General features: G+C 72.4%; 12 protein-coding genes. 9 read left to right on the top strand and 3 right to left on the bottom strand.

Annotated features, from left to right (window positions below; genetic code table 11):
- Nucleotides 1-109: 109 nt before the first annotated feature.
- Nucleotides 110-2,422: a helix-turn-helix domain-containing protein gene (locus tag IE273_RS36740; protein WP_189819457.1), complete on the bottom strand. Its 2,313-nt coding sequence runs from the start codon at nt 2,420-2,422 to the stop codon at nt 110-112.
- A gap of 182 nt (nt 2,423-2,604) precedes the next feature.
- Here IE273_RS36740 and IE273_RS36735 point away from each other — a divergent pair, with 182 nt between their 5' ends.
- The 4 genes from IE273_RS36735 (at nt 2,605) to IE273_RS36720 (ending at nt 5,477) form a co-directional block, all read left to right on the top strand.
- Nucleotides 2,605-3,681, top strand: coding sequence for an AfsR/SARP family transcriptional regulator (locus IE273_RS36735; protein WP_189819456.1), 1,077 nt, complete (start codon nt 2,605-2,607; stop codon nt 3,679-3,681).
- Complete coding sequence (locus tag IE273_RS36730; protein ID WP_189819455.1) at nt 3,678-4,376, top strand: DUF6585 family protein; 699 nt, start codon at nt 3,678-3,680, stop codon at nt 4,374-4,376. Before IE273_RS36735 ends, IE273_RS36730 begins: the two co-directional genes overlap by 4 nt.
- A 100-nt stretch (nt 4,377-4,476) precedes the next feature.
- The gene (locus tag IE273_RS36725) at nt 4,477-4,707 is read left to right on the top strand and encodes a hypothetical protein (protein ID WP_189819454.1); all 231 of its coding nucleotides are present in this window, start codon (nt 4,477-4,479) and stop codon (nt 4,705-4,707) included.
- A 488-nt stretch (nt 4,708-5,195) separates the two neighbouring features.
- Entirely contained in the window at nt 5,196-5,477 is a 282-nt protein-coding gene (locus IE273_RS36720) for a hypothetical protein (RefSeq protein ID WP_189819453.1), read from the top strand.
- Nucleotides 5,478-5,716: 239 nt separating this feature from the next.
- On the opposite strand, the gene IE273_RS36715 is transcribed toward IE273_RS36720, so the two are convergent.
- Nucleotides 5,717-6,736, bottom strand: a complete 1,020-nt coding sequence (locus IE273_RS36715) for a ScbA/BarX family gamma-butyrolactone biosynthesis protein (protein WP_189819452.1) — start codon at nt 6,734-6,736, stop codon at nt 5,717-5,719.
- A 91-nt stretch (nt 6,737-6,827) separates the two neighbouring features.
- On the opposite strand from IE273_RS36715, the gene IE273_RS36710 reads away from it, so the two are divergent.
- The 4 genes from IE273_RS36710 (at nt 6,828) to IE273_RS36695 (ending at nt 10,132) form a co-directional block, all read left to right on the top strand.
- Nucleotides 6,828-7,451 carry a ScbR family autoregulator-binding transcription factor gene (locus tag IE273_RS36710; RefSeq protein ID WP_189819451.1) on the top strand — a complete coding sequence of 208 codons (624 nt, stop codon included), beginning with the start codon at nt 6,828-6,830 and terminating at the stop codon, nt 7,449-7,451.
- On the top strand, nt 7,448-8,317 hold the full coding sequence (locus tag IE273_RS36705; RefSeq protein ID WP_189819450.1) for an NAD(P)H-binding protein: 870 nt from the start codon (nt 7,448-7,450) through the stop codon (nt 8,315-8,317). Before IE273_RS36710 ends, IE273_RS36705 begins: the two co-directional genes overlap by 4 nt.
- A gap of 61 nt (nt 8,318-8,378) precedes the next feature.
- On the top strand, nt 8,379-9,146 hold the full coding sequence (locus IE273_RS36700) for an SDR family NAD(P)-dependent oxidoreductase (RefSeq protein ID WP_189819449.1): 768 nt from the start codon (nt 8,379-8,381) through the stop codon (nt 9,144-9,146).
- Nucleotides 9,147-9,550: 404 nt separating this feature from the next.
- A complete protein-coding gene (locus IE273_RS36695) occupies nt 9,551-10,132 on the top strand; it encodes a TetR family transcriptional regulator (RefSeq protein WP_189819448.1) in 582 nt (193 codons plus the stop codon).
- Nucleotides 10,133-10,322: 190 nt separating this feature from the next.
- On the opposite strand, the gene IE273_RS36690 is transcribed toward IE273_RS36695, so the two are convergent.
- Nucleotides 10,323-11,435 carry an IS701 family transposase gene (locus IE273_RS36690; protein ID WP_189819447.1) on the bottom strand — a complete coding sequence of 371 codons (1,113 nt, stop codon included), beginning with the start codon at nt 11,433-11,435 and terminating at the stop codon, nt 10,323-10,325.
- Nucleotides 11,436-11,826: 391 nt separating this feature from the next.
- Between IE273_RS36690 and IE273_RS44805 the strand changes: the two genes are divergently transcribed.
- Entirely contained in the window at nt 11,827-11,958 is a 132-nt protein-coding gene (locus IE273_RS44805; RefSeq protein ID WP_268257532.1) for a hypothetical protein, read from the top strand.
- Nucleotides 11,959-12,058: the final 100 nt, after the last annotated feature.

The raw sequence follows: 12,058 nt of genomic DNA, 5'->3' as shown, positions 1-12,058 counted from the left end.
CCAGAAGGCCACCATCCACTGGCACCCCGACAAGGGCACCTGGATCACCGACAACTGATCCGCACCACCGGCACATCGCTCGACGGACACCTCCCCCGGGGCCGCCGGCTCATCCTCGCCGGCGGCCCTGTGCGAGACGGCTCTGCAGCCGGGCGTGGCGGAACTGGTACACCGCACCCGCCTGGCGCAGGACGCCGCGCTGGTAGGCGTCGTCCAGGAAGGCGGCGACGGCCCAGGGGAGGCGTCCGGTCAACGGCAGCCAGATGCGGGTGAGCAGACACCACTGGCCCCAGGCGGTCAGGGTCAGCGTGTAACCGAGCGCGCCGCCCAGACCGCTGATGGTGCCGAGCATGAGACTGCCCGTGGGGTCCATGACGAGCCGGCCCAGGCGCCCTTGCAGCAGATCCACCACCACCCCGGTCCCGAATCCGACCGCCGCGCCGAACACGGGTGCCCAGAAGCACAGTTGGGTGAGCACCGTCCGGCGGTCGGTGCGCAGGACGCTGCCCGGGCTGACGGCGGAGACGATGTCGAGGGGCGTTTCGAGGAGGCCGAGGAGACAGAAGGAGAGCCCGGCAGCGCCACCGAAGACCAGCCCGAAGACGATCGCGTCGATCAGCCCGAGCTCCAGCGCGGACGACAGCCCGGCGTTCCAGCTGAACGCGTGCAGGAGGCCGACCACGAACCCGTAGGCGAAGCCGAAGAACGCGCCGCCCAGGGCACCGATCACCAGCCGGGGACCCGCCCGCCACGTGGTGGTCTCCGGCCGGCCGCGGATGCGCAGCCGTACGGCGGACGGCTGGACGTCCTTGCCCGTGACCGTGTACGTGAACCAGTGCACCAGCCCGAACAAGAGACCGGCCAGCGGGCCGACGATCGCCCCGTCCAGCACGCCGCCGGCCAACGAGCCGCTGAAACCGGCGGACATGGCGCCGTCGACCAGTCCGATGACCAGCGCGGTGACGAGGGCGGTGACCAGAGTGCGGGTGGAACCGCGCAGGCCGTGGCCGAGCCGCCACCAGGCCAGGTCCGGAGTCCTCAGTTCCGTCAGATGGCGGGCGAGGTGGCCGAGCCAGCGCTGGACGCGCTCGGGGTCCCAGCCGCGCGCACCCGGTCGGGAGCGGCGATAGACGGTGGGCAGGAAGTTGTCGAGCAAGTGCTCCTCCAACTCCCGTGCTCCGGGGAACAGTTCGGTGTCGAGCAGCTCGGCCGGATCGTGCTCCGGCGTATCGCTGTAGACGGTGCGGGCGAGCGCCACCATCAGCGGCGTCGACAGGACCGTGGCGAGCGGGGCCGGTGACCTGTCGGGCGAGGGCTCGCGCAGCTTCTTCAGCACGGACTGCCAGGCGCCCGCCGCCGGGTCCGAGCGGTCCGTCTTGCGGGTGGTGCGGGGCAGATAGTGGACCAGGTCGTCCAGGGTGAGATCGGCGAGTTCGATCGGCGCGGCCGAGGTCAGCACATCCGTCTCCTCGACCGCGGCGGCGTACTCGGCGGGGCGGCTGGTGAGCACGAGCGGCAGCGTGGTGGCGTTGAGGGCCTCGAGCGCGGGGCGACGCAGACCGTCGGCCATCTCGTCGAAGCCGTCCAGCACCGGCAGTACGCGGCCGGAGTCGACCAGCGCGGAGGCCAGGCCGACCTTGCCGGGTCCCGGGGCGGCCGTACCGGGGTAGTCACGCGTCAACTGCTCGGTCAGCCAGTCGCGCAGGGTGACGGCCGTGGGGTCCCAGGCGCCGATGCTGAAGATCACCGGAACGGGCTCGGCGGGCGTCCGCGACCTCAGATGGTCCAGGACGAAGCGCAGTGCCAGGACCGACTTGCCCGACCCGGACCTGCCGAGGACCACCAGCCGCCCGGAGGGGATGCTCCGGTAGGTCTCCGCGATGCCCTCCAGCCGGCCGCTCAGATCCAGCGGGCCGCTCGGGGCGCCCGGCGGGAGGCGGCGGATGTTGGCCCAGTGGTCGGTGAGCGTCTCACAGGCGGCCTTCCAGCGGACCGGCAGCGGGTACGGGTCCTGGATCCGCCGCTGCTCCTCCTCGCGCTGCCAGCGGGCCGCCACCGCCCGCGCGAGTTGCTCGGCCGCCTCCGCCGGCGCGGCCCGCGCGGCAGGCGGCGCCACGGCGGGCTCACCCGCTCGCACCGCGCCCACTCCCGGAACGCTCGCTTCCGCCTCGCCCGTGATGCCCGTGCCACCGCCCCGGCGCCCGGGGACGGCGGCACCGAGTAACTCCTCGCGGTCCTCGCTGCGCAGGGCCAGCGCGTCGGCCAACTGCTGCACCGTGGTCATCCGCGGGTTGCTGCGCTTGCCGGTCTCCAGGCCGCGGATGGTGCTCACACTGACACCGGAACGCCGCTCCAGCTCGTCCTGGGTCAGTCCCGCATCCTCGCGCAGCCGGCGCAGCACCGCGCCGAACTCACCGGCCACAGGCCATGGCCCTTCCCCCTTGAGTTGTCCGTTTCCGCAGGTCGGGACTCTAGCGCGGGCACCGGTCACATATGACCGGTTGAATGCTCTGTCCACATTTCCTGCACGACGGCCAGCCTCGACCACATCGACGAAACGACCGGGGCGAGGGGATCGACCGGTCCGGAGAACGGGGAGTGGCCATGCCGACGACGACCGCGGGCCGGTGCGACCGGGGCGTCACGGGCCTCACCGCCGAGGAACGCGAAGTGCTCTACGCGCTCGGCTGCGGCCTGGGGAACGCCGAGATCGCCGCCGCCCTGGTCCTGTCCGAACAGGTGGTGGCCGAACGGCTCGGCCGCGTGCTGGAGAAGCTGGGGCTGCGCGACCGGGCCGCCGCCATCGTGCACGCCTTCGACTGCGGTCTGGTCGTACCGGGCCAGGGACCGCGCCGGCCGGTGCCGGGGAACACCGCCGCACGCCGCACCGGCACCGCGTCCGGCCCCTGGCTGCGGGTGTCGGTGCTCGGCCCGCTGCGGACGACGCTCGCGGGACGGCCCGTGGACGTCGGACCCGTGCGGCAGCAGGCCGTGCTGGCGGCGCTCGCGCTGAACCCGCACCGTTCCGTCAGCAGGCGGCGACTGTTGGAGGACGTCTGGGGCAGGGAGATGCCGGACGGCAACGTCGTACCCGTCTACGTGTACCGGCTCCGCAAGATCCTGCGTCTCGGTGAGAGCCCGGACTCGGTGATCCGGCGCGACCGGTACGGGTACGGACTGGTCCAGGGCATCGCCGAGGTGGACGCGCTGTGCGTGGACGATCTGGTCACCCGGGCCGAGGAGGCCGAACGCACCGGCGACCTGCCGGGGGCCGTACGGCTGTGCGCCCGGGCGCTGGAGCTGTTCCGCGGCGAGCCGCTGGCCGGGCTGCCCGGGCCGTTCGCCGAGTCGGAGCGGGTGCGGCTCGCGCAGCGCAGGGTCGGCCTGGCACAGCGGAAGGCGGACTGGCAGCTGAGGCTGGGCCGGCGCCTGGAGGCGATCACCGCGCTGTCCGCGCTGGCCCTGGAGGAGCCGCTGAACGAACCGGTCGCCGCGATGCTGATGCACGCGCTGCGGCGCGACGGCCGGCGGGCCGAGGCTCTGGCCGTCTTCGACCGCATCGCCCGGCGCCTGGACGACGACCTCGGCGTGGCCCCGGGCGACCTGCTCCTGCGGGCCCGGCGGGCGGCACTGCTCGGGGAGGACGCCGGGCCGGGCCGGGGCCGGGCGGGCGTGGCGTGAACGGGGCGGCGGACGACCGTGACCGCGCCGAGGCACTGCTGCTGGCGCGGATCTCCGCGACCGCCGGCCGGGCCCGTCTGGGCAGGCGACGCGCCACCTACCGGGTGCCGCCCACCGAGCCCTGGCGGCGCCGGCCGGCCACCGCGCGGGTGCGGCGCCTGCTACGCGCCGACGGCGGACCGGCCACGAGCCCGGGCGCCCGGCTGGACCTGTACCAGCACGGTCTGACAGCCGCCGTCGGCCGGACGATCCACGCCGTCCGCTTCGACACGACGGTGGTGCGCCGGCGCACGGTGCTCACCTCGCGCGGCGTCACCGGCGCCCTCGTGCTGGTCGACGTCCATGGCGAACGGGTCGTGCTGCGCTGCGGCGACTTCGCCCGGTCGCAGGAGTGGTGGTCCGTGATCTGCGGGGCCGTCGTCGCCGCGCAGGCTCCACGGGCGCTAGCCGCGCTGCGGCAGGGCGCGCGGCTGGCCTTCGGCCCCCTGTGGGTCACCGCGAACGCCGTCGGCTCCGCCCGGACTTCCCTGCGCTGGGCCCAGGTCCAGCGGGTCGAGGTCCGCAACGGTTTCGTCGCCGTCCGCGCCGACGGCCGCTGGCTGGTGTGGGCCACCGCCGCGTCCGGGATCCCGAACCTCTGCGTCTTCCAGGCCCTCACCGAACACCTCGCCCGCGCCGGGCGGGACGACGACTGACGTATGGCGCTTGAACCGGCCTCGGCGTCCGACGGACTCGGCCGACGGCCACCCGACCCACCGAACCCGGAACGACCAACGAATACAGAAGGAGACAGTCATGGCCGACAGCTACCGGTACCGGTGCGGTGAGTGCGGGCACCGCACCTCCTGGGGGAGCGAGTCCCAGGGGGAGAAGGCGATCGAAGGGCACTACCGCCGCAGCCACCCGGCCGTCGTCCCCGGCGGGATGGTCGAGTTCCGCAAGGGATCGTCCGGCGGCGGTGGCGGCGGATGCCTGCTCGCCCTCGTCATCCTCGTCGTCATCCTGATCATCGCCTCCCAGCACTGACCGAGCACTGAACACAACTCCTGGGCGGCCGTTGCCGCCGGGTAGGTACTGCGTGCGTGACCGTGCGGTCCGCCGGGCGGCACTCGCCCGGCGGACGCCGTCACTTCTCCCGGCCGGCCGTCTCCGGGAGCGGGTTGGGGAAGCGATCGGTGACGACCTGGGGTTTCGTCTGCCGCGGCCCGGTGCGAGGCGGTCACACCGACGTCGCGTCGGCGGCGCGGCGGCCGGAGGCCGCCCGGCGCGGGGGGAGCGGCAGCAGGAGCTGCTCGGAGGCCGCGGTCCGGGGCGCAGGAGGCCGGCGTCGTGCGCCCTGCCGCAGGGCCCGGCGGGCCGCAGCGTCGAGGCGGCGCCGGCCGGGTACCGGCAGAGGAGGAAGGAGACGGGTGTGGGGCGCCGCGACGTGCTCGTGGCGGGAGCTGCCCTGGGGGCCGGGGCGCTCGCGGTTGCGACGGTGGTGTGGGCGGCCCCGGCGCCGCGGTTGTCCGCCGGTGACGTCGCCGCGGCGCGCCGGCCGTCTGTCCGGCCGCCAGGTGGCGGGCCCACTGCGGGCGTTGGTGCTCGTCGCCCACCCCGCACGCGGTGGGCGGTTCTGCTGGGACCGGCCGGTTCGGCTCACCCTGACAGCTGTGGTGCGCCGCGACGTGGAGGCGACCGCACCCGACGCGCGGCACCTGGTCTTCGGCGTCGACCTGGTCGAGATCCGCCTCCGGCCCGGTCCCGCCGGCCATCGCCGCCCCATGCCCCGCGCCGCGCCCTGCGACCCCGGCTAGAGCGTGGTTCGCCATGCGTGGTGATCGCACCCGCTCGGGTACGTGCCGGCGGCCTGGCAACTCCTCGTCGGTGCCGCACCGCTGCCCGCGTGCCTGCGACGCTCGGCCCGCCGGGCTGTCGTGGGTGCCCGGGCGGGCCGCAGCGGACCCTGGATGTTGCGCGGGTGAGGGCGTTGTCGACGGCATCGGCGGGCAGACGGAACGCGATCATGCCTCCTTGTCTCTGAGCAGGGCGCGGCCTACCCGGGAAGCGCCTGACGCCGGCTGTCGGGCACGACGTGACCACCATCGGCGGGTGGGACCCGTGACGGCGTCGGGGACGGTCCTTCCAGGGGCCGGGCCGGGTCCGTCTCGAAGACGACCTCGCCGCTCAGACAGGTCCTGTCGTCCTGTTCTATGACAGCCTTCAGCGCGTCGCGGCGCAGGAACGCGACCGAGACCCAGGCGGGGCTGTCCAGTTCCACCCAGCCCTGGAAGGACACGGACATCCCTGTCACCGTCACCGTGCTGCCGGTGGCCGGGGAGACCGCGTGAGCGGCCTGACGGAGCGCTTCCAGGAGAAGCATGCCGGGGGCATGGTCGACGGGGTGGTCGAACAGCACCGGATGGTCCTGGTCGGCGCGTAACTGCCAACGGCCCGCGTGTTCCGCTTCGGCCAGGACCACGTTCCCGGCCAGGACGTGCCCGACCGCGGCGGGCGGCAGGGCAGGGGGAAGCGGCAGGGCCCGGCGGTGCCCGTCCCCGAGGTCGCATCGACCGCGCAACCGGCGGTACACGGCCGGGGAGTGGTTGGTGAACCGGGTGCGGGCGGTGCCGACGTGACGGCCGTTCAGGAGGACGGCCGCGTGCATGGTCATCGAGACCAGGCAGTCCTTCCTCATGCGGACGTCGGAGCACGTGATGTCCAGGACGACGTCGGCCCGGGACCGCGGTATCAGCATGGCCCGTGGCTCGACCTCGAAGCTGAAGTCGTCCCAGACCAGATGGGCGCCGAAGGGTACGCCGTAGGCGACGTGGGACAGCAGCGGGAAGGTCTGGCGCACGGTCTCGACGAAGAGCAAGGAGTCGAAGCGTCGGTTGCCAGGCCGGTAGAAGGTGTGGAAGGGGGGCCACTGGGCCCGGACGGTGTGCCGGTTGCCGCCGTGAGTGGTCCAGCCGGTCAGGAGCACTTCGGTGGCCGCATGCTTGTGGACGAGTTCTTGAGGGACCTTCTCGATGGCCTGTGGTCCGCTGCTTCCGTAGCCGTGCAAGTGGGACATGCCGACGTTTCCCCCCGTATCGATGGCCTGCTCGACAGCGATGCGGTTAACATAAATGACACTATCTATGTCTGTCGAGGAGTGATCGCCCGTGCCGACTGCCAAGGCGGAGCAGGCTGCCCGTACGCGCCAGAGAGTCCTGCTGGCGGCGGCCGAGGTCTTCGACGAGGCCGGTTACGAGAAGGCGTCCGTGACCCAGATCGTGGAACGGGCGGGGCTCACCCTCGGTGCTCTCTACTTCCACTTCGGCTCCAAGCAGGGACTGGCCGAAGCCTTGATGAACGCCCAGCCGACGACGATAGAGCCCCGCCTCACCTCGACCGGGTTGCAGCGCCTGGTGGACATCACCTTGGTGTGGGCGGACCGCATAAAACGCGATCCGGTCCTTCGCGCAGGGGTCCGTCTCGCCACCGAACAGGGCAGCCACGGCATGAACGACGCCACCTCCTTCGAGGAGTGGCGCACGCTGATGTGCAGTCACCTGGACGTGGCCCGGGCCGACGGTGAACTCCGCGACGGGGTCGACACCGACCGGCTGGCCCGCTTCGTCGTCGGCGCCTGCACCGGGATGCAGGTCTACTCGAATCTCGCGACCAAGCGCGACGACCTCATGGAACGTGTCTGCGACATGTGGGACTTCTTGTTGCCCAGCATCGCCTCGGAAGCGGTGCTGCGCGACATCCACGTCGGCCCCACGCGTCTGCCCGCCCAGTGACCGTGACAGCGGCCGGGTCCCGGCACATCGTCCTCACCGGAGCCACCGGGCAGATCGCTTCGCTGATGGTGACGCACCTGGCGCCCCGTCACCGCCTCACCCTGACCAGCCGCACGCCCCGTCCCACCGGGCAGCGGTCCGGCATCCGGCACGTCACCTGTGACTACGGCGACGTGGACAGCGTCGTGGACGCCTTTCGCGGTGCCGACGCCGTGTTCGTCGTCACGAACGACCCCACACGGCCCGAACACGACCGCAACATCGTGCGCGCGGCTGACAGGGCTTCGGTGGGACACATCGTCAAACTCTCCGCGGCGGCGGTACGCGACGCCGCGGCGCACGATCTGATCACCGAGTGGCAGCGCACCAACGAGGACCGCATCAAGTCGAGCGGCATCCCGTGGACCATGATCCAGCCGCGGTCGTTCACGTCACATGCCCTGGCGTGGGCGTCGAGCATCCGTGGCAGCGGCACCACGTACGCGCTGCACCCTCACAGCCGCAACGCGTGCATCGCGCCCGAGGACGTCGCAGAGGTGTCGGCGCGCGTCCTGGGTGACAGCCGGCACCACTTCCAGTCGTACGAGGTCACCGGCCCGGAGTCGCTGTCGGCCCACGAACAGTCGGCAGTGCTGGCCGAGGTGCTCGGACGCCCCCTCACCTGCCGGGAGCTCTCCCGCGAGGAGGCCCACGCCACCTATACACGCAGATACTCGCCGGCGATGGCCGACGCTCTCCTCGCAGGCGCCGAGCGACAGCTGGCCGGTGCCAAGGCATGCACCACGGACACGGTCGGGCGGCTGACCGGAAGGCCCGCGACCACCTTCGCCCAGTGGGCGACCGGTCACAAGGACCGTTTCGAGTGAGAGGGCGGCTGCCGTGCCACGGAGAGCCGTGCCCGACGACCCACCCACGCTAAGGAGACCCATGCCCTCACAGGGCCTGCTGCACGGCAAGACGGTCCTCATCACCGGAGCGAGCAGCGGCATCGGCGCGGCGGCGGCGGAGCTCTTCGCACAGGAGGGGGCCCGCGTCGTCCTGGCCGCCCGCCGCGCGGACCGGCTGCGGGAGCTGGTGGCCGCGATCGGCGCAGCGGGTGGGCAAGCCACGGCCGTGGTGGCGGACGTGACCCGCGCAGGGGACATGCACGCGGCCGTGGAGACGGCGCTGCGGACCTACGGCCGGCTCGACGCCGCCTTCAACAACGCGGGGTGGACCTCCACCGGTACGCCCATGCACCTGATGGACGATGCGGAGTACGACCGCATCATGGACGTCAACGCCCGAGGCGTGTGGAACGCGATGCGGGCACAGATAGCCGTGATGCTCGAACACGGCGGCGGCTCCATCGTGAACACTTCCAGTGTCGCCGGGATGCGAGCGACCGGCGCCTCCGCCCCCTACATCGCAGCCAAGCACGCCGTCATCGGCTTGAGCAGGGCCGCGGCCGACGAGTACGCGGAACAGCGCATCCGCGTCAACGCACTCGCCGTCGGCAGCACCCGGAGCGAGCTGATGGACCAGGTACTCTCCGACACGCCCGCGCTGTTCAAGCCGTTCACCGAGCGCGCCATGCAGCAGCGCCTGGCCGACCCCGGGGAAATCGCCCAGGCCGCCGCCTGGTTGTGCTCGGACCGCTCGTCGTTCACCACGGGCGCCGTCATCGCAGCCGATGGGGGATGGACGGCCCGTTAGCCGCACGGCAGCGGCGGACTTGCTCGAAACGCTCCGAGTTCTCCGCGTTCTCGTGCCGGTTACCCGGTGCTCACCATAGGGTCGGAGCGCCCGTCGAGCCGCCGCCGCGGGACCGCTCCGCCCGCGGCCACGGGCAGCCGAACCTGAGGACGGTACATGGGAGACCTGACAGGCCTCGTCATGGCGAAGGCCGACAGGAAGCCGGCACGGGGTCCGCGGCGCGCGACAAGCCCCACGACGCCGCCCCCGGCGGGGCGGGCGGGACGGGCCCGGCGGGAGACGCCCGCGCAACCGCCCGCCGTGACGCCGACCGGCGTCTGACCGGCCCGACCGGCCCCACCGCATCCGTTGTCCGTGGGCCGGCCCGCACCCTCCCAGACGTCCTGACTCCCCGAGGCCCTTCCATGAAGAACAGAGAACGCGCCGCGTGCACCCGCGCGAACCTCGTCCTGGCAGCAGCGCGCCACTTCGACCGGCACGGTTACGAAGGTACGACGCTCAACTCCGTCTGCGTGGAGGCGAACGTCACGCTCGGGGCCCTCACCTTCCACTTCCGCTCCAAGGCGGCACTGGCGTCGGCGGTGGTGGAGGAAGGCATCGTCGAGCTGGAGCGCCTCAGCACGGCGGACTCCGCGACCGGTCGCCCCCTTGGTGGCCTGTCCTCCCTCACGCTCCGGGTGGCCACGGCACTGCAGACCGCCGTGGTCACCCGGGCCGCCGTGCGGCTGGTCGAGGAGGGCCACGTGCGCTCCGACTGGCCCGGTGCCTTCCGCGCGGAGGTCCTGCGACTGCTGGAGGAGGCCTCCCTCGCCGGTGAGCTGGCCGCCGACGTACGGCCGGCGACCGCGGCGCACCTCATCATGTACGTGATGGAAGGAGTGGCGGCACAGTCCCGGAGGGCCGCGGCCGAGGGCGGTTCCACGGTTGCCGACATCGCGGAGGTATGGCGCGCCGTGCTCGGCGGCCTGGCACCGCACATGTCTTGAGCTTGCCGTGCGGCCGGGCACCGCACATGCCTTGAGCAAGCCGTGCCGCCAGGCGCTGCTTCGAGCGGGCGACGCGCTCCCGACCACGGCCGTGCCCCGGGGTGACACTCCCACCTGGGGCGGGACGCCCGTGTCGCCGGGCGGCAGCGGCTCCCGGCGCTCACCCGCGCGGCGGGTTGCGGGATCCGGGTCAGCAGAGGCGGCCGCGGAGCCGGGAGTAGGCGAACGCGGCGGACACCAGTGTGGTGTGGTGGTGCCAGCCCGGGAACGACCGCCCCTCGAAGTCCCGCAGCCCGAAGTCCTCGTGGAGGGTGTCGACCACGCCCGCCGCCAGACTCGGCTGCAGCATCAGCGGGCCCAGGTCGGGCAGCGGGCGGTCGACCAGGTTCGTCAGCCAGTACTGTGCCGAGTCGTCCCGTCGGTGCTGGACGAGCAACCGCAACCGGACGCGTCCAGTCCGTGGACCGGACGGGGACACCGGGAGGGTGAGGACGCGCTGCCGTTCCTCCGCGGTCACGTTGCCGTGCTCCGTGAGGAGTTCACGCACGGTGAGCGGTGGCGAGCCGGCCGACGGGGACGGCGCGTGCACGACGCGCATGGTGCCGGGGACCTCCACCACGAAGGGCAGTTCGCTCTGTGTGAGGTGACCGAGGAACGCCTCACGGTCCGGCAGCCAGGACAGGTCGGCCGTGACAGGAGCACATCGGCCAGGAGACAGCGAGACCGTTCGTCGCAGGAGATCCGCGGCCTGGGACCACAGCGGACCGCGGATCTCGTCGGGCACCCGCACCTTCGACCGCCGTGCCCGCGTCCAGGTCCGAGGAATGTACAGGCTCCAGTCGACGGGCAGTGGGCCGTGCTCACCCGTGGCCAGCACCACCAGACCGAGCTGGCAGTTCGACAGCCGGCCCAGTACCGGGTCGAACCTGCGGTGCACCCCGGCGGAGTACTCGCCGCGCTTGGGTATGAAGGCGGGTGCCAGTGTCCAGGCCGTCACCGCTTCGCCGGTCGGTACCACCCGGCGCAGGAGGTTCCGGCGTGCCGCCATCCAGTCCCAGGGGCTGGCGTTCACGAACTGGTGCAGAGCCTGTGAGGCCGTCGGCGAGTCGCTGACGGATTCCGCCAGCCGCCGCAACGACTTCTTACCGGGTGTCTGCAGCAGTGCCCGCACGTGCAGCTCCGCCCACCTGCGCTGGTCTGCTCGGGGCAGCTGGTCGAAGACGGTTTCGACGAACGACCGGAGACACGGGCCCTGGGCGCCCTCGGCGAGGGTCGGCGGCGCCGGCTCGTGCAGCACTGTCATCGGGACATCCCTTCCACGCGACGTACCGCTCTCCACGATGCGTGTGCGCGGCCCCGCCGCCGACGACGGGGGAATCAACCGACGGCGAGGCCGAGCCCAGCATAAATAGCGTTATCTATCTAAGGCTAGGAGGGGTGCGGTCCACGTGACGATTCGAGCCAGTTCGAGGACGGGGCCGGCCGGCTGCGGAAGTCCGCCCCGGTGCAACGGGGTTGAGAGGGTTCGTGCGGGCGGACTTGGCCAAGTGGCGCCACGGCCGCCCCGCCGACTCACATGAATAGCGCTCTTTATGCTTGACTCGGCCTCGCCGTCGGTTGATCCCCCGCAGTCGGCGGCGAGGCCGCCGCACATCGATCGGGGACAGCGGTACGTCGCTTGGGAGGAAGTCCCGATGACACTGCTGCACGAGCCGACACCAGGAGCGTCCGCCGAGCCCGTCTTCGGCTGTACGGCGCGGGCGGGCCGACGGTGGGCGGAGCCGTACGAGGCGCCGTTCAGCGCCCGCCGGCCCTTCGGAGACTGACGGACGTGCCGTGCCGGTCCCGCCGATTCGCCGGCCGGCCGCCAGGCGGGGACTCCGCCACGTCATGACGGTCCGCGCCCTCGCGGCGAGATCCGCTCCA

It is taken from the genome of Streptomyces olivaceoviridis (assembly GCF_014650115.1).
GTDB classification, from domain to species: Bacteria; Actinomycetota; Actinomycetes; order Streptomycetales; family Streptomycetaceae; genus Streptomyces; species Streptomyces olivaceoviridis.
The sequence above is the reverse complement of the archived record's forward strand: the minus strand, read 5'-3'. Positions and strand labels throughout refer to the sequence as shown.

What these genes read in the sequence shown, in the direction of transcription:
- IE273_RS36735 (WP_189819456.1), top strand. Translation starts at nt 2,605, where the DNA reads ATGCCGACGACGACCGCGGGCCGGTGCGACCGGGGCGTCACGGGCCTC.
- IE273_RS36725 (WP_189819454.1), top strand. Translation starts at nt 4,477, where the DNA reads ATGGCCGACAGCTACCGGTACCGGTGCGGTGAGTGCGGGCACCGCACC.
- IE273_RS36715 (WP_189819452.1), bottom strand. Translation starts at nt 6,736, where the DNA reads ATGTCCCACTTGCACGGCTACGGAAGCAGCGGACCACAGGCCATCGAG.
- IE273_RS36700 (WP_189819449.1), top strand. Translation starts at nt 8,379, where the DNA reads ATGCCCTCACAGGGCCTGCTGCACGGCAAGACGGTCCTCATCACCGGA.
- IE273_RS36695 (WP_189819448.1), top strand. Translation starts at nt 9,551, where the DNA reads ATGAAGAACAGAGAACGCGCCGCGTGCACCCGCGCGAACCTCGTCCTG.
- IE273_RS36690 (WP_189819447.1), bottom strand. Translation starts at nt 11,435, where the DNA reads ATGACAGTGCTGCACGAGCCGGCGCCGCCGACCCTCGCCGAGGGCGCC.
- IE273_RS44805 (WP_268257532.1), top strand. Translation starts at nt 11,827, where the DNA reads ATGACACTGCTGCACGAGCCGACACCAGGAGCGTCCGCCGAGCCCGTC.